Here is a 15,339-nt window from a genome sequence, read left to right as displayed (position 1 = left end):
CTAGCTATAGCCGCCGGTCAGCCAAGGTGCCGGAGCCGAGATGGACTACGCAAAGCTGCTCGTCCAGTGGCAGCAGTTAGTACGAGAACGGAGCATCGACCGAACCGCCCTACTACTAGGGTGACCTGATGAAGCTTCTCCTTACCGACGCCGGTGTCAGTAACGCGAGCATTCTGGCGGCGCTGGTCGATCTCCTGGGTAAACCGATCGCCGAGGCCAACGCCCTCTGCATCCCCACCGCGGGGTATGGGGGCCCCTACGGGGATCCGGAGGGACCCTGGCGCTTCATCAGCGGAGAGTCCGACGGTCCCATGACCGAGTTGGGGTGGAAGTCGGTGGGCGTGCTGGAGCTCACCGCACTGCCCGGCATCGACAAGGAACGCTGGATCTCCTGGGTCCGAGAGGCAGACGTCCTGTTGGTGAACGGTGGCGATGCGCTCTACCTGTGCCACTGGATGCGGGAGTCCGGACTGGCCGACCTCTTCCCGTCGCTGCGCGACACGGTCTACGTAGGGATCAGCGCCGGGAGTATGGTGCTGACTCCCCGGATCGGGGATGAGTTCGTCGACTGGCAGCCGCCCAGCGGCGACGACAGCATGCTGGGAGTTGTCGATTTCTCCATCTTCCCGCACCTCGACCTCCCGGATTGTCCGGAGAGGAGCCTGGCCGAGGCGGAACGCTGGGCCGCCAAGATAGCGGGTCCGGCGTACGCCATCGACGCTCAGACCGCAATCAAGGTGACCGACGGCAGCGTCGAGGTCGTCTCCGAGGGCCACTGGAAGCTGCTCAATCCAGCATCTTGAACGCCGACGACCGGGAGTCCGCGATCGAAGCGATCCTCGCCGACACCAAGACGTCGAGGACCGGGGGCTGCCCGCGCTGTACGAACGTGCGGGCGAGCCATCGCCCAGGGCGCTTCTTCACGATGAAGCGAGCGGTCAGTTGAGGATGATCGGATTGGTGAGCGCGGCGACGTGGCCGTTGGGATGGCGGACCTCGATGCGAACGAACCCCGAGTGTTCCGCCGTCGTGTCCCACTGCACCACGCCCGTCCCGTCAGAAGGGAGAGACGCCCGGTGGACCTTTCCTCGATCGGTGTGGAAGCTGACGGTCCCCGCCGGCACACCTCGCAGTGCTGCCTGGACTTCCACCTGCCCGCCACGAGTCGCGAGTCGTTCTCCCACCCCGACAACGCGACCATCGGCATTGGCGGTGAACGACACGTCCACGTCTGCCGACTCGGCGATCCAGCTGCGGCCGGCCCTGATTCCCGCCAGGACCGCCTCGGTGCTCAGCTCTTCGGCGAAGACCACGGTGTGAGGGATCCCGATCTGGCCTTCCAGGTGGGTATCGCTGTTGCCCATCGCCGGCCGCCACGAGCCCGTGTGGATGTCCGCCGCGAGGCTCCGCCCCCACTCCGCCAGGGCCGTCTCGTTGTCAGCGTTCCAGGGCCGATCCGAAGTCCACAGTCCGTTCCACACCTCCACCACGTCGAAGCCCTGGAAGGGGAACATGAAGTCCCCCGACGGGTAGGGCGCATGCGGGTGCGCGGCCACGCACAGGCCCCCTGCTCGATGGACCTGGTCCAGGCACTTGTCGACCAGTCCATCCCTGACCTGGTGGTTCCAGTCGACGACCTCGCCTGAATTGATGCCGAGCGCGAGCCAGTGCCCGGTCTTCGTGGTCACTTCCTCACCGAGGACGATCAAGAAGTCATCGGCGGCCAGCTGCCCCCATGTACCGGGGGTCGCGGCTGAGTTGTGCTCCGTTGTCGCCATGAAGTCGAGACCGGCGGCGCGCGCTCGAACGGCCAACTCTTCAGGGGTCAGTTCCCCGTCCGAGTGGACAGAGTGGACATGACAGTCTCCGCGGTACCAGGCCGCCCCACGTCCGACCGCCCGCGCCGACGGGAAGCTCAAGCTCGACACGGTTCTCCTTCCAGAGTCCTGACGAGCCAACGCGCGGGCAGTGCAAGCGGTTCCGTGACACCACTGACCACCGTCCAGGGCCTGATTCAGAAGTAGGCCCACGGGTTCCGGTGTGCACTGTCCGGGCGGTAGAGCAGAACTCTGGGGTGTGACTTCGCGCCGGGTGACTGGGAAGCTGCCGCATCAGAAGTGGATCAAGGCCGTGTGGTGATCTCGCCTCCTGACTCGGGGAGATCTGACTGACGCTCAGTGGGCGGCGCTGGATCCGCAGCGTGGTGGCGCTCGGGGTCGTGGTCGGAGCCCGGCCCGGCCGGCTCCGATCGCCGGGTGGGCTGACGGTCGTCTTTGTGGAGGTTGGCGTGACACCAACGTCGACAACCCGGTCCGTACCGCGCGCCTCTCCTTCCTCAGCTGAGATGTAGGCGCGCAGGAGAACTCAGCTGACGCAGCATTACCTGAACGGACGACAAATCTTCAGTCTTTCAGGGTATTTGCTGGCATGCACACTTCCCCGACCAGTTACCCGCTGGTACACATGAGCGTGACGCGCGTCGCACTGTGTCCCACCTCACAGTCGTGTACCACCACGTTGCAGTGGAGGGTTTCATGCGCATGCCCGCATTCCCCAGACCGGCATCCTCCAGACTCGCAGGCCGTCGCCTCGGCGCGGCAGCCGCGGCGTCCGCGGCGCTGCTTGCCGGCAGCCTCGCCCTGGCGCCCGGGGCCAACGCGGCCACCGGCGGGTACGTCGCCCTGGGCGACTCGTACTCCTCCGGCGTCGGCAGCGGCAGTTACATCTCCTCCAGCGGTTCCTGCGAGCGGAGCACGCTGGCCTACCCGTACCTGTGGGCCCAGGCCCACTCGCCGTCGAGCTTCGACTTCGAGGCGTGCAGCGGTGCCACCACCAGCGATGTGCTGAGCAGTCAGCTCTCGACGCTCAGCAGCAGCACCGCCGAGGTCAGCATCACCATCGGCGGCAACGATGCGGGCTTCGCGTCGACCATGGAGACCTGCGTCCTGGACGGCACCAGCTCCTGCCTCTCGGCGGTCTCGTCGGACGAGAACTTCGTCAACACGCAGCTCGCGCCCAAGCTCGACGCCGTCTACTCGGCGATCAAGTCGAAGGCGCCCAACGCCCATGTGGTGGTGCTGGACTACCCCCACCTCTACGAGGTGCCGGGCTCCTGCCTCTTCGGCATCAGCGACACCAGCCGGACCGCCATCAACGGCGCGGCCGACGACCTGGACTCGCTCACCGCCAAGGAGGCCGCCAAGTACGGCTTCACCTTCGCGGACGTGCGCAGCATCTTCGAGGGCCACGAGATCTGCTCCAACGACTCCTGGCTGCACAGCACGACGCTGCCGATAGACGAGTCCTACCACCCCACCTCGGCGGGTCAGGCGGACGGCTTCCTGCCGGTGTTCAGCCAGGAGGCGTGACTGTCGGAGCCGGTGCCTAGTCTTGCCGCATGACTGAACAGACTCCGTCGCACGGGCCGCTGGTCCACCATGTCGAGCTGTGGATGGACGACCTGGCCCTCGCCGAACGCCAGTGGGGGCCGGTGCTCGGGGTGCTCGGCTGCGAGCCGTTCCAGCACTGGGAGAACGGCCGCAGTTGGCAGCGGGACGGCAGTTATGTGGTCATCGAGCAGTCACCGGCGCTCCGGCCCGGAGGGCACGACCGCCTCCGGGCCGGAATCAACCACCTCGCGCTGCGCTGCGCGCCCGTCCGTCCTGACCCCGTGCTCGCCACGGCGCAGGACGCCGGTTGGCAACTGCGGGTGGACACCGGTCAGGCACTCCACCTGATCGACGGTCAGGGATTCGAGCTGGAGATCGTCTACGACGAGAGCCCTCAGGACGAGAGCCCTCAGGACGAGAGCCCTCAGGGCGACAGCACAGCTCAGGGCGACAGCAAAGCTCCGGACGACGCCACAGCTCAGGACGACGGCCCTCAGGTCGACAGCGCCGCCTGCGCCGAGGACGAGTAGAGCGCCTCGATGTCCACCGCGCAGTGGCGGATGATGGCGCGGCGGCGGAGCTTGAGCGAGGGGGTCAGCAGGCCCGACTGCTCGGTGAAGTCCATCGCCAGGATCCGGAAGGCGCGTACCGACTCGGACCGGGAGACGGCGGTGTTGGCCGTCACGACCGCGCGTTGCAGCTCGGCGTGGATGTCCGGGTCGTGGGCGGCCTGAGCGGGGCTCAGCTGGGGGCGGCCGTTGCGGCGTTGCCAGTGGTCCAGGGCCTCGGCGTCCAGGGTGAGCAGCGCGCCGACGAAGGGCCGGTTGTCGCCCACCAGCATGCAGTGGTTGACCAGCGGGTGGTTCCGGATCCGGTCCTCCAGGGTCACCGGCGCGACGCTCTTGCCGCCGCTGGTGACGATGATCTCCTTCTTCCGGCCGGTGATCCAGAGGTAGCCCGTGCTGTCGAGGCGGCCGAGGTCGCCGGTGGCGAGCCAGCCGTTGCGCAGGGTGTCCTCGGTGGCCTCGGGGTTGTTCAGGTAGCCCTGGAAGACCTGGCCGCCGTGGACCCACACCTCGCCGTCCTCGGCGATCAGCACGCTGGTGCCGGGGATCGCCTGGCCGACGCTGCCGAAGCGCGGGCGCTCGGGCGGGTTGGCGGTGCTGGCGGCGGTGGTCTCGGTGAGGCCGTAGCCCTCGATGACGGTGACGCCCGCGCCCTTGAAGAAGAGCGCGTGCTCGCGGTTCATCGCCGAGCCGCCGGACATCGCGTGCCGGACCTTGCCGCCGAGGACGGCACGGACCTTGCCGTAGACGAGCGACTCGTAGAACTGGTGCTGCATCCTCAGCGCGGCCGTCGGTCCGGGGCCCTCGTCGAAGGCCTGCCGCTCCAGGGCGGCGGCGTAACGGACGGCGGCGTTGTAGGCCTTCTCGAAGATGCCGCCGCGTCCGCTCTCCTCGGCCTTCTGGCGGGCGCGCTGCAGCAGCTTCTCGAAGATGTACGGGACGGCCAGCAGGAAGGTCGGGGCGAACGACTCCAGCGACGGCAACAGGTCGGCGGGCCGGAGGCTCGGTTCGTGGCCGAGCCGGACCCCGGCACGGATCGCGCCGACCTGGACCATCCGGCCGAAGACGTGGGCCAGCGGGAGGAAGAGCAGCGTCGAGGCCTGGTCGCCGCGTCCCTTGGCGCCGAAGACCGACTCGTACTGGGTCACCAGGTTGTCGCACTCGGCCATGAAGTTGCCGTGGGTCAGCACGCAACCCTTGGGGCGGCCGGTGGTGCCGGAGGTGTAGATGATCGTGGCGACGGTGTCCGCGGTGACGGCCGCGCGGTGGCGCTCGATCTCCTCGTCCGGCACGGAGCGTCCGGCGAAGGCGATCTGCCGCAGGGCTCCGGCGTCGAGCTGCCAGATCCGGCGCAGCGTGGGGAGGCTGTCGCAGACCGAGCCGACGGTCATCGCGTGGTCCTCGTGCTCGACGATGCACGCGACCGCGTGCGAGTCGCCGAGGATCCAGCGGACCTGCTCGGCCGAGGAGGTCGGGTAGACCGGGATCGGCTGCGCGCCGATGGACCAGAGCGCGTAGTCGAGCAGGGTCCACTCGAAGCGGGTGCGCGACATCAGCGCGACCCGGTCGCCGAAGCGGATGCCCTGCTGGAGCAGGCCCTTGGCGAGCGCCTGGACCTCGTCGCGGAACTGCGCCGCGGTGACGTCGTGCCAGGTGGCCTCCGACTGGCCGGGCTCCCCGCCCGACGCGTCCGGGTTGCTGGTACGCCTGCTCAGCACCGGGAGGAGGGGAGTCTCCTCGGCGGTGCGGTGGACGGAGTCCGCGAGGCCTTCCGTCCGTTGTGCCCGGACCAAGGCCGGAACGCTGAACTCACGCATCCGGCACCCCTTCTTCATACTGCTTCTTCATACTGCGTGTGGAGAACCCGCAAGTTACCTGAGGTAATCAGCCCTAGCCAGAGCGGCACGGGGGATGATCCAGCCTTTTCACAGGAGCTACACCGCACCTGTCCGCCTTCTGTGTACCAACTTCCCCGGATGGCAGGTGTTTTGGGCGATCTGCCGGAAATGCCCGGGGGATGGGGTGACACTGCGGCTCGCTGGCCGTGCCGTATCGACGGTGTATCGGGGGCGTCAGCGCAGCCGTGCCCGACACGTGGTGAGAGATGTCATCGGAAGTGCGGCGTTCTGTGTCCTGAGACGGTCGAACTGACGTCCTTGCGAGTAGTAGAGTCGCGGCGATTCGGCCGGGCCCTGAGAGGAATCCATGCGCTTCCGCCGCAGATCCATCCGCGCGAAGATCACCGCGCTGCTCCTGGTGCCGCTGACCGCACTGACGGCCCTGTGGGCCTACACGTCCGTGCAGTCGGTCAGCCAGGTCTGGGGCCTGATGCGGGTCGCCAGCGACTACCGCTGGTTCGGGACGCCGGCGGACGCCCTCTCCCGGGCCCTTCAGGACGAGCGCCGCGCCGCCGTCGCCTACTCCGCGGCCACGCTCGAAGCCTCCGGCGCCCCGGCCGGCCAGACCGACACCGCCGACCTCAACACGCTGCACCAGGCCGAGGCGGCGACCGACGTCGCGTCCGCCGCCTTCACCCGGAACGCGAACGACCCCGGCCACCACGCGAGCCTGAACGCCGCCGAGCTGGCCACACTGGGTCTGATCGACTCGCAGCTCAAGGGCCTGACGGTGGAACGGGAGGCGATCGAGGGCCACTACCAGGGGTGGTACAGCGTCTACGACTGGTACACCGTCGCGCAGGATCCGTTCTTCCAGCTCCGGCTCCAGCTCAGCGACGTCAGCGGCGGCGACCTGGCCCGGACCGCGCAGAACCTGATCGAGATCGTCCGCGCCCGTGAGTACCTCTCCCGTGAGGACGCGATCGAGGTCGGCGCGCACATCCAGGGCAAGCTCGACGTCGAGCAGTACCAGGAGATGCTGTCGACCGGGGCCACCGAGCAACTGCTGCTCCAGGTCCACGCCGGGGAGTTGCCCTCCTCGATCGCCGCGCTCTACACCCCCTACCTCAACAGCTCCGACTACTTCGAGATGGAGTCGCTGCAGGCCGACGCCGCGCAGGAGGGCGCGGCACAGGCGGTGGACCGGCTCGGCTACCAGCAGTGGCGGCAGAGCGTCGACGCCAGCCTGAGCCGGCTCAGTGACATCAACCAGCAGGCCGCCCAGGTGGCCGGGCAGCAGGCCACCTCCTACGCGATGCGGGTGATCTGGCAGGACGGCATCGCCGGTGCGCTCGGCCTGCTCGCGGTGATCGCGACGATCGTCATCTCGCTGCGGATCGGCCGCCGCCTGGTCCGCGAGCTGGTCGAACTGCGCAACGGCGCCTTCGAGCTGGCCGGGGTCCGGCTGCCGTCGGTGATGCGCAGGCTCCATGACGGCGAGAAGGTCGACGTGGCCGTCGAGGCGCCACCACTGGCCACGCCCGGCGGGGGCAAGGCCTCCGGGGGCAGGCATGCCGACGGCTCGCACGACGAACTGGCGCAGGTCGGTCGGGCGTTCAACGCGGTGCAGCGCGCCGCGATCGAGGCCGCCGTCGAGCAGGCAGAGCTGCGGCGCGGCATCTCCGCTGTCTTCGTCAACCTGGCCCGCCGCAGCCAGGCGCTGCTGCACCGGCAGCTGTCGCTGCTCGACGAGATGGAGCGCCGGGCGGAGGACCCGGGCGAACTGGACGACCTGTTCAAGCTCGATCACTTGACGACCCGTATGCGCCGCCACGCCGAGGGCCTGATCATCCTCTCCGGTGCGGCCCCGGGCCGGACGTGGCGGCGGCCGGTGCGGGTGCTGGACGTGGTCCGTGCCGCCGTCGGCGAGATCGAGGACTACGCCCGGGTCCGGGTGCACCGGATGCCTCCGGTCGCGGTGGTCGGCAGCGCGGTCTCCGACCTGGTCCACCTGCTGGCCGAACTCGTCGAGAACGCCACGGTCTTCTCGCCGCCGCACACCCAGGTGCGGATCCAGGGCGAGGAGGTGGCCAACGGCTTCGTGCTGGAGATCGACGACCGCGGCCTCGGCATGGGCGAGGAGCCGCTGGCGGCGGCCAACGACCGGTTGGCGACGGGAGGCGACTTCGACCTCGGCGACACCGACCGGCTCGGCCTCTTCGTGGTCAGCCGCCTCGCCGCGCGGCACGAGGTCCGGGTCTCGCTGCGGCGCTCGCCCTACGGCGGCACCACGGCCGTCGTCCTGCTCCCGCACGCCCTGCTCACGCCCGCGCCGCCGCGGCCCGGCGACGCCGAGGTCACCGGCGAGCAGGTGGTGGTGCCCCAGCTGACGCGGGTGGCACGCGAGTTGACTCCGGCCGGCCGCACCCGTCCGGTGCTGGAGGGGGACCAGCCCGGGTCGGACCAGCCCGCGCTGGGCGGCCCGCGTCCGCACGAGCCCGAGCCCGGGTCCGGGGCCGGGGCCGGGAGACTGCCGCGCCGCCGTCGGAACGAGGCGCGCCGCGAAGCACGCTCTGAGGCACCTCGTGAGGTCCGGGACGAGATCAGGCACGAGGTTGTCGACGAGGACGTGCTGGCGGACGAGATCCTGCTGCGCAGCGACACCGAGACCGCCGTCGCACCGGCACTCCCCAGGCGCGTGCGTCAGGCCAACCTGGCCCCGCAACTGCGGAGCGCGCCCGAGGCGGATGCCGCCCCCGGGGCTGCGGCACCCGCGGTGGACCAGGTCGAGCGCACACCCGAACAGGCCCGCGCCGTCTTCGCCTCGTTCCAGCGCGGCCTCGCCCGAGGCCGCGCCGAGGCCGACCCCGCTGCAGCCCCGTCAACTCCCGCCCAGCAACCAGTCTCAGACTCAGCCTCAGACTCAGCACCGAAACCGGAAGGAACCCCCCGATGACCGGCACGACGAAGCCGTCCGGCGACCTCACCTGGCTCTTGGACGACATGGTCCGTCGCGTGCCGGCGATCCGGCACGCGGTGGTGCTCTCCAGCGACGGGTTGGCGACCGGGGCGTCGGGGGAGCTGGAGCGTGAGGACACCGAGCACCTTGCCGCGGTGGCCTCCGGTTTCCACAGCCTGGCCAAGGGCGCGAGCCGTCACTTCAAGGCGGGCGATGTCCGGCAGACCATGGTCGAGCTGGACCAGGCCTTCCTCTTCGTCACCTCGGCGGGCGACGGCAGCTGCCTGGCCGTGCTGAGCGAGGCGGACTCCGACGTGGGTCTGATCGCCTACGAGATGGCGCTGCTCGTCCGTCGCGTCGGTGAGCACCTGGGCACCGAGCCGCGGGCGTCCGCGTCCGCGGGGTGACCTCGATGCCGGGGGAGCAGCGGGACGGGCACGACAAGCACGACGGGCAGGACGCGCACGACGTGTGGGACGAGGACGATGACGATGACTGGGATGACCTGTCCCAGCTGGTACGTCCCTACACGCTGACTCGGGGACGGACCCGGCACTCCGGGTCCGAGGCGTTCGACGTGGTCACCCAGATCAGCGCGGTGCCGCGCGAACCGGGCATCGCGGACGAGGACGCACAGGATCCCGAGCACGAGGCGATCCTCGACCTGGTCCGCCACGGGCCGTTGTCGGTGGCGGAGTTGGCGTCGGACCTGGATCTGCCGCTGGGGGTCGTCCGGATCCTCCTCGGCGACCTGCTGGCGGCCGAGCTGATCCAGGTCACCCGGCCGGTACCGCTCGCCGAGCTGCCGGACGTCCAGATCCTGCGCGAGGTCATCCAGGGGCTGCGCGCGCTCTGACGTTCAGCGCCCTTTGGTGTTCAGCGCCTCTGACGTTCCGCGCTCTCTGACGATTCGTCAGTGCGGCTGTCCTGGCGCGGCAAGCCCGTTCGACGTTTTCTCGCCCGGACGGGTCAATCGGGTGCGGCTCCGGAGTGGCGTGGCGGCGTGCGGGCAGCTTCGGCGCATGTCGCCTGGGATCTGCGCGCCCCCGCCGGTACCACCCCCGCACGTGCCGGTCGTACCACCGGCCGGACCGGGATCGTTCTCGCCGCCGCATCCGCCGCCCGTACCACCGGCGTTCCCCCCGCCGCTCAGCTGCGTCCGGGTGGTGCCGCACCGGCCGCACCCGCATGTCGTCGTGCACCCGCGCCCGCCGTTGCGGGTGACGCCGCACCGGACGCCGCCGCCCAAGCCGCCGCCTTCTCCGCTGCCCTCGATCGCGCTGGTTGATGTCAAGGCCGCCACCGCCGTGCCGCACGTGCTGCCGCAGCCGACCGTGACGGCGGCTCCCGCCGCGCCCGAGGCTGCGTTCGTATATGTCGCGATCACCATTCCCGCCCTGGTCGCCGCCGGGGCGGGCGCGCTCAACCATGTGCTGGGAAGGGGTCGTTGATGACCAATCTGGGATTTCTCGCGGCTGCTGTGGTGGGCGGACTGCTCGCGGTGCTGGTCCTCGCCGGGTTCGGGCGGACCGCCCGCTCGAAGGAGGGAGCCTTCTCCGGAGGCGCGTTGGGCTTCCTCGGCTCGGCCTCGCTCTCCTCCTTCGTGCTGATCGCGGCCTTTCTGATCGCCGGGTCGTGGTCCAACCTCAACACGGCGCGCGGGCACACCTTCGACGAGTCGCGTGCCGTCAACGCCGCCTACACGGACGCCGACACCACCACCAGGCCGCTGCTCAAGGACTACGTGACCGCCGTCATCGACAAGGAGTGGACCTCCATGGCGTCCGGCCAGGCCAGCCCGGCCGCCTGGCAGCGGCTCGACACGGTACGGGCGCACGTCGAGGCGCTGCCCGCCGCCACCCCCACGGCGCAGGCGGCCAAGGACCAGGAGCTCAGTGATCTGGACACGGTCTACACGACCCGGCAGATCCGGCTCGCGGACACCTCGGCGACCATGCCGTGGCCGCTCTATCCGGCGCTGATCTGCACCGGCCTGCTGGTGCTGCTCTACGCGCCGATCGCCGGGCTGACCTTCCACCGCCGCGAGGCGGTGGCGTTGGGGCTGGTCGGCGCGGTGGTCGGCTTCGGGGTCTGGATGGTGCTGCACCTGACCCATCCCTATGCCGGGCCCGTCCATGTGACACCGGTCGCATACGTCCAGAGCCTCGCCCGATTCCAGCAGTTGGGCACGGGCTGAGTCGGGCACCGGCTGAGCTGGGTGCGGGCTGAGCTGGGCACGGGCCGAGGCCGGAGCGGTGTCCCGCGGAACGGGCGGCCTTGACCGGCACCCCGGCCGGTGCCCTAAGGTGCGGCCGTGAACCCCGACGCCGTGAACCCCGTCGCTGTGAAAATACTTGTCGCGGGCGGCTTCGGCGCCGGCAAGACGACGCTCGTCGGCGCCGTCAGCGAGATCCGGCCGCTGCGCACCGAGGAGCGGCTCAGCGAGGCCGGGCGGCCGCTCGACGACACCGCCGGTGTGGAGGCCAAACAGACCACCACGGTGGCCATGGACTTCGGCCGGATCGACATCCGGCCGGGTCTGGCGGTCTACCTGTTCGGCACGCCCGGGCAGGACCGGTTCTGGTTCGTCTGGGACGAGTTGGCCCAGGGCACGCTGGGCGCGGTGGTGCTGGCCGACACCCGGCGGCTGGAGGACTGCTTCCCGTCGGTCGACTACTTCGAGCGGCGCGGGATCCCGTTCGTGGTCGCCGTCAACTGCTTCGACGCCGCTCCCCGCTACCCGGCGGACGAGGTCCGGTCCGCGCTGGACCTCGCGCCGGAGGTGCCGGTGGTGCTCTGCGACGCCCGGGCCAAGGACAGCGTCAAGGAGGTGCTGGTCGAGACGGTCTCGCTGGCGCTGGCGCTGGGGCCGGACAGGGCCTAGCCGAGACGAAGGCGCTCGTTGGTCAGGGTCATCGGACCGTCCGACAGCACGCGCAGGTAGGTCGCCCCGGAGGGGTTGCGGGCGAAGGGCGCGCCGATCCGGACCAGCAGGTAGCGGGCGGTGCCGTGCGCGGGAAGGGTCGCGGGACCGGAGACGATCCGCCAGTTGAAGTCCATCCAGGCGTTGTTGCTGGTGGCGAAGGCGGGGGAGAGCGGCTGGTCCCCGGTGTTGCGCAGCGTCGCGGTGATCCGGCTGATGCCCGCCGTGGGCTTGGCCCTCGCCGTCGCGGCCACGTGCAGCGGCGGCGGGGTGAGCACAGCGACGGCAAGCAGGACCACCGCCGGGAGCACCAGCAGCGCGGGCAGCGCCAGGCGGACCGGTCGGGCCCGCAGTACCGCCAGCCGCCAGGTCCACGCCGTGGCGAAGGACGCCCGCTCGTTGCAGGCGAGCGCGGTCAGCCAGAGCGGCGTCAGCAGCATGAAATAGGTCTCGGTCGACCGAGCCGACAGGAAGAACGCCGGCCACGGCAGCACGGCGACGGCGGGCGCGAGACGGGCCGGGTGGAGGGCGAAGAGCACCAGCGTCGCCAACAGGAACGCCGCCGCGGCCGTGGAGTAGAGACCGAGCGCGCCGCTGCCCCGGGTCAGGTAGTAGCTGATGTCGACCGGCCCGAGGCCCTGCGGTGAGGCGTGCTGGGTCAGCACGGCAACGATCCCAGGAGCCCAGTCCAAGCCGTCGCGGATCAGGAACGGCAGGTTGACGACCAGGAAGACGGCCCCGGCCAGGCCCGCGTAGCGACCGGTGACGGCGACGGCGGGACGCCAGGAGCCCAGCTCGCCCCGGCGCAGCAGCACCACCCCGAGCAGGACGAACGCGGTGAGGAACCAGGCGAGTTGGTGCGCGGAGTCGGCCAGGCCCAGGCAGCAGCCGGAGACCACTCCGGACCGTCCGAGGCGTCCGCCCGCGCCGATCCGGCTCCAGCCCGCCAACACCACGACCAGGAACGGCAGCGTCAGGAAGACCGGGTAGCCGTCGCGGGCGTACGGGAACATCCAGCTCATGCCGAAGAGCGCCAGCGTCGCGGCGGGCCGCAGCGGCACCGGCAGCAGCCGGAACATCAGCACGCCGGCGGCGACCACGGCGGCCAGCGACCAGAGCCCGGCCACGGGGACCCAGAACGGCGCGGGCAACAGCCCGTGCGCGGCGAACGGGGCGTTCAGCAGCACGCTCAGCGGCGGATAGCCGAAGACGTCGACGGGCCTGCCGGTCATCAGCGGGGTCAGGCCGACGTGGTAGACCGCGCCGGCGGTGGGGAAGTGGGCGCCGTAGACGTGTCCGCCTGCCGCGAAGGCGCGGGAGGCCATGCTGATCAGCGCGCCCTCGTCGTCCCCGTAGGGCAGGGTGCCCCGGCCGGAACCGGTGCCCAACTGCAGGACGACGCGGACCAGCGCCGCGCCGAGCACCGCCAGATCCAGTCGACGTAGCGTCACCGGCCGCCGGGCGAGGGAGATCAGGACGGCGAAGGCGAGCAGCGTGCCGTAGAGCACGCCGAAGCCCGCGCTGAGGTAGGCCCGGCTGACGGCCTCGCTGCGCAGGTCGGCCGGAAGGCCCTGGAACAGGCTGAGCAGCGCGACCAGCGAGAGGATCCGGTGCGCGAGCAGCGGGCTGATCAGCGGGTGCGAGGCGATGACCGGTGGTTCATCGGTGTGCGACTGTCCGGCGCCGGTCCGGTTGACGATGGTCCGCATGGCGAGGCCGACGCTAGTCGACGTAATCCGGCATTCACGGCGAACGGCCCCAACGAGTGGGGAAGGGCCCCAACGAGTGAGGACTGCGGAGCAACTATTCGCCTGGCCGGGCGAATCCGGACCAGGCGTTCGCGGGTCGGCCACGGCCCAGGCCGGATTGGCGGAAGAGGCCGCCGCCCGCGGTGGTGACGTAGAGGGTGTCCAGCTCGGGGCCGCCGAACGCGCAGCTGGTGACGTTGGGCACCGGCAGTTCGACGGTCTCCAGCAGCCGGCCCTGCGGGGACAGGCAGCGGACCACGCCGCCGCCCCAGAAGGCGATCCAGAGGTTGCCCTCGGCGTCCAGCGTCATGCCGTCCGGGTCGCCGCCGAGATGGGACAGGTCGAGCGAGCGCAGCGGGGTGGCGAGCGGGCCGTGCTCCGGGTAGGCGTAGAGGTCGATCCGGCGGCGCGGGGTGTCGGTGTGCCAGAGCAGGTCCGGCTCGGGCCAGTCGAGGCCGTTGGGGATCAGAAAGCCGTCGGCGATCGGGACGGCGGTGACGCCGGGGATGCCGGGGACGCCGCTCCTGTCCGCCGCGTCCGGCTCCAGCCGGTAGAGCGGTCCGGGCCGGCGCGGTTCGTCGACCTGCATGGTGCCGGCCACGATCCGGCCGAAGGGGTCGCACTTGCCGTCGTTCATCCGCCGGTCGGGGCGGTCGGTCTCCACCTCGGCGACGGTGCGCAGGGTGCCGGTCGCGGTGTCGAGCAGCGCGAATCCCTCGGCGACGGCCAGCAGCACGGTGCCGTCCCGGTACGGCGCGACGGTCCCGGGCATGGTCGGCAGGGCGATCTCGCCGACGGAACCGTCGGCGTGGGAGAGCCAGCGGAGCGTGCGGTCCTCGACGCCGATCCAGTAGACGCGTCCGGTCGCGGCGTCCCACAAGGCGCCCTCGCCCAGGGCGAGTGGCGTGACGTCGGCATGTTCCAACGGCATGTGCTGCTCCGGATTCTGTGGCGAGGTGGGACCTCGGTGCCCACAACCATGCTCGCAGGCCGCACAATGGTTCTTCACGGACCGAACACACCGGAAGGATGCGGGGGCGGGCTAGGCGATGCAGGGGGCGGTACTGACGCACTGGCGGCTGGGCAAGTTGGTCAGTCCGGGCAAGTTGCGCGGGCTGGTCGAGCTGCGCCCGCTCGGCGTGTTGCGCCGCGTCTGCGGCCTGCGGCGGCTCGGGGGCGTGGTGCTCACGCTCGCGGTCGTGGCGTCGGTCGCCGTGGTCGGGCAGGCGGCCGGTTGGCTGGCCGATCCGCCGCCGGGTCAGTTGGCGACGCAGGCGGCCGACGGCGAGGCCCGGCTGCTGGCCCTGGCACTGCGTCAGATTCCGCCCGACGGCCTGCCGGACGAGGCCCGCTTCGCGGAGACGGCGACTTCGGTGCCGAGCGAGCTGCTCCGCGTCGACGTCCGACGTCCCGGCGACGCCGTGCTGACGGTTCGGCTCGTGGGCCAGGCGAGCTCGGGCGCCTTCGACGGGCGGAGCGCGGCCACGGTGGTGCGCTGCTACGCCATGGACTGGCAGCCAGTGCAGCCGGTGCGGTCGGGCGGTTCGGTCGTTGGTCGGACCGGCGGTTCGGTCGGTGGTCCGGCCGCTGACGGGGCTGGTGACGGGGCGGGAGACATCGTCGGTGATCCCGTGCCGACGGCCTGCCCGGCCCTGCCTGGGGTCCCGGCGGGAGTGCCGAGCGGGAGCGAGTTGGCGGCGGAGCTGAACGCGGGCTCGACGGGGGAGCGGACCAGTCGGGCGGGCGTCTTCGCCACCGGACAGCCGGGTGCGTGCGCATTCGCGGAGACTGAACCGTCCGGGCGGCTGCTGGCCTGGGCCGCGCCGCTGCTCGCGCCCTGCACGACCGCCGCGGCACGCGAGGCGGCGGCTTTCGGCACGTGAGTGGACCGAGTCGATATCGCACGAGATCGGGCA

14 protein-coding genes are annotated in these 15,339 nt (G+C 70.8%); 10 read left to right on the top strand and 4 right to left on the bottom strand.

Annotated features, from left to right (window positions below):
* Positions 1-128 precede the first annotated feature (128 nt).
* A complete protein-coding gene (locus ABH928_RS25275; protein ID WP_370070353.1) occupies positions 129-803 on the top strand; it encodes a Type 1 glutamine amidotransferase-like domain-containing protein in 675 nt (224 codons plus the stop codon).
* A gap of 135 nt (positions 804-938) precedes the next feature.
* On the opposite strand, the gene ABH928_RS25270 is transcribed toward ABH928_RS25275, so the two are convergent.
* Positions 939-1,928, bottom strand: coding sequence for a CehA/McbA family metallohydrolase (locus tag ABH928_RS25270; RefSeq protein WP_370070350.1), 990 nt, complete (start codon positions 1,926-1,928; stop codon positions 939-941).
* A gap of 612 nt (positions 1,929-2,540) precedes the next feature.
* On the opposite strand from ABH928_RS25270, the gene ABH928_RS25265 reads away from it, so the two are divergent.
* Together ABH928_RS25265 and ABH928_RS25260 are read left to right on the top strand one after the other, a co-directional pair.
* A complete protein-coding gene (locus tag ABH928_RS25265) occupies positions 2,541-3,368 on the top strand; it encodes an SGNH/GDSL hydrolase family protein (RefSeq protein ID WP_370070393.1) in 828 nt (275 codons plus the stop codon).
* Between the two features lie 29 nt (positions 3,369-3,397).
* Positions 3,398-3,919: a VOC family protein gene (locus tag ABH928_RS25260; protein ID WP_370070348.1), complete on the top strand. Its 522-nt coding sequence runs from the start codon at positions 3,398-3,400 to the stop codon at positions 3,917-3,919.
* Here the strand turns inward: ABH928_RS25260 and ABH928_RS25255 are convergent.
* Entirely contained in the window at positions 3,883-5,772 is a 1,890-nt protein-coding gene (locus tag ABH928_RS25255) for a long-chain fatty acid--CoA ligase (protein WP_370070346.1), read from the bottom strand. The two genes, ABH928_RS25260 and ABH928_RS25255, sit on opposite strands and share 37 nt — an antisense overlap.
* A 388-nt stretch (positions 5,773-6,160) precedes the next feature.
* Between ABH928_RS25255 and ABH928_RS25250 the strand changes: the two genes are divergently transcribed.
* The 6 genes from ABH928_RS25250 (at position 6,161) to ABH928_RS25225 (ending at position 11,636) form a co-directional block, all read left to right on the top strand.
* The gene (locus tag ABH928_RS25250; protein ID WP_370070344.1) at positions 6,161-8,749 is read left to right on the top strand and encodes a nitrate- and nitrite sensing domain-containing protein; all 2,589 of its coding nucleotides are present in this window, start codon (positions 6,161-6,163) and stop codon (positions 8,747-8,749) included.
* Positions 8,746-9,159 (top strand): roadblock/LC7 domain-containing protein, encoded by a 414-nt coding sequence (locus tag ABH928_RS25245; protein ID WP_370070342.1) that lies wholly within the window; start codon positions 8,746-8,748, stop codon positions 9,157-9,159. The genes ABH928_RS25250 and ABH928_RS25245 overlap by 4 nt, the downstream gene beginning before the upstream one ends.
* A 5-nt stretch (positions 9,160-9,164) precedes the next feature.
* Positions 9,165-9,608: a DUF742 domain-containing protein gene (locus ABH928_RS25240; protein ID WP_370070340.1), complete on the top strand. Its 444-nt coding sequence runs from the start codon at positions 9,165-9,167 to the stop codon at positions 9,606-9,608.
* A gap of 211 nt (positions 9,609-9,819) precedes the next feature.
* On the top strand, positions 9,820-10,203 hold the full coding sequence (locus tag ABH928_RS25235; protein WP_370070338.1) for a hypothetical protein: 384 nt from the start codon (positions 9,820-9,822) through the stop codon (positions 10,201-10,203).
* The gene (locus ABH928_RS25230) at positions 10,203-10,949 is read left to right on the top strand and encodes a hypothetical protein (RefSeq protein ID WP_370070336.1); all 747 of its coding nucleotides are present in this window, start codon (positions 10,203-10,205) and stop codon (positions 10,947-10,949) included. The genes ABH928_RS25235 and ABH928_RS25230 overlap by 1 nt, the downstream gene beginning before the upstream one ends.
* A 117-nt stretch (positions 10,950-11,066) precedes the next feature.
* Positions 11,067-11,636 carry an ATP/GTP-binding protein gene (locus ABH928_RS25225; RefSeq protein WP_370070334.1) on the top strand — a complete coding sequence of 190 codons (570 nt, stop codon included), beginning with the start codon at positions 11,067-11,069 and terminating at the stop codon, positions 11,634-11,636.
* Here the strand turns inward: ABH928_RS25225 and ABH928_RS25220 are convergent.
* Positions 11,633-13,384, bottom strand: a complete 1,752-nt coding sequence (locus ABH928_RS25220) for a hypothetical protein (RefSeq protein ID WP_370070332.1) — start codon at positions 13,382-13,384, stop codon at positions 11,633-11,635. The two genes, ABH928_RS25225 and ABH928_RS25220, sit on opposite strands and share 4 nt — an antisense overlap.
* Before the next feature lie 94 nt (positions 13,385-13,478).
* Complete coding sequence (locus ABH928_RS25215; protein WP_370070329.1) at positions 13,479-14,354, bottom strand: SMP-30/gluconolactonase/LRE family protein; 876 nt, start codon at positions 14,352-14,354, stop codon at positions 13,479-13,481.
* A 118-nt stretch (positions 14,355-14,472) separates the two neighbouring features.
* On the opposite strand from ABH928_RS25215, the gene ABH928_RS25210 reads away from it, so the two are divergent.
* A complete protein-coding gene (locus tag ABH928_RS25210; protein WP_370070327.1) occupies positions 14,473-15,306 on the top strand; it encodes a hypothetical protein in 834 nt (277 codons plus the stop codon).
* The last annotated feature ends 33 nt before the right edge of the window (positions 15,307-15,339 follow it).

Origin of the sequence: Streptacidiphilus sp. MAP5-3, from assembly GCF_041262505.1 — a bacterium.
Taxonomy (GTDB): Bacteria; Actinomycetota; Actinomycetes; order Streptomycetales; family Streptomycetaceae; genus Streptacidiphilus.
The sequence above is the reverse complement of the archived record's forward strand: the minus strand, read 5'-3'. Positions and strand labels throughout refer to the sequence as shown.

What these genes read in the sequence shown, in the direction of transcription:
- ABH928_RS25275 (WP_370070353.1), top strand. Translation starts at nt 129, where the DNA reads ATGAAGCTTCTCCTTACCGACGCCGGTGTCAGTAACGCGAGCATTCTG.
- ABH928_RS25265 (WP_370070393.1), top strand. Translation starts at nt 2,541, where the DNA reads ATGCCCGCATTCCCCAGACCGGCATCCTCCAGACTCGCAGGCCGTCGC.
- ABH928_RS25260 (WP_370070348.1), top strand. Translation starts at nt 3,398, where the DNA reads ATGACTGAACAGACTCCGTCGCACGGGCCGCTGGTCCACCATGTCGAG.
- ABH928_RS25255 (WP_370070346.1), bottom strand. Translation starts at nt 5,772, where the DNA reads ATGCGTGAGTTCAGCGTTCCGGCCTTGGTCCGGGCACAACGGACGGAA.
- ABH928_RS25250 (WP_370070344.1), top strand. Translation starts at nt 6,161, where the DNA reads ATGCGCTTCCGCCGCAGATCCATCCGCGCGAAGATCACCGCGCTGCTC.
- ABH928_RS25245 (WP_370070342.1), top strand. Translation starts at nt 8,746, where the DNA reads ATGACCGGCACGACGAAGCCGTCCGGCGACCTCACCTGGCTCTTGGAC.
- ABH928_RS25240 (WP_370070340.1), top strand. Translation starts at nt 9,165, where the DNA reads ATGCCGGGGGAGCAGCGGGACGGGCACGACAAGCACGACGGGCAGGAC.
- ABH928_RS25230 (WP_370070336.1), top strand. Translation starts at nt 10,203, where the DNA reads ATGACCAATCTGGGATTTCTCGCGGCTGCTGTGGTGGGCGGACTGCTC.
- ABH928_RS25220 (WP_370070332.1), bottom strand. Translation starts at nt 13,384, where the DNA reads ATGCGGACCATCGTCAACCGGACCGGCGCCGGACAGTCGCACACCGAT.
- ABH928_RS25215 (WP_370070329.1), bottom strand. Translation starts at nt 14,354, where the DNA reads ATGCCGTTGGAACATGCCGACGTCACGCCACTCGCCCTGGGCGAGGGC.
- ABH928_RS25210 (WP_370070327.1), top strand. Translation starts at nt 14,473, where the DNA reads ATGCAGGGGGCGGTACTGACGCACTGGCGGCTGGGCAAGTTGGTCAGT.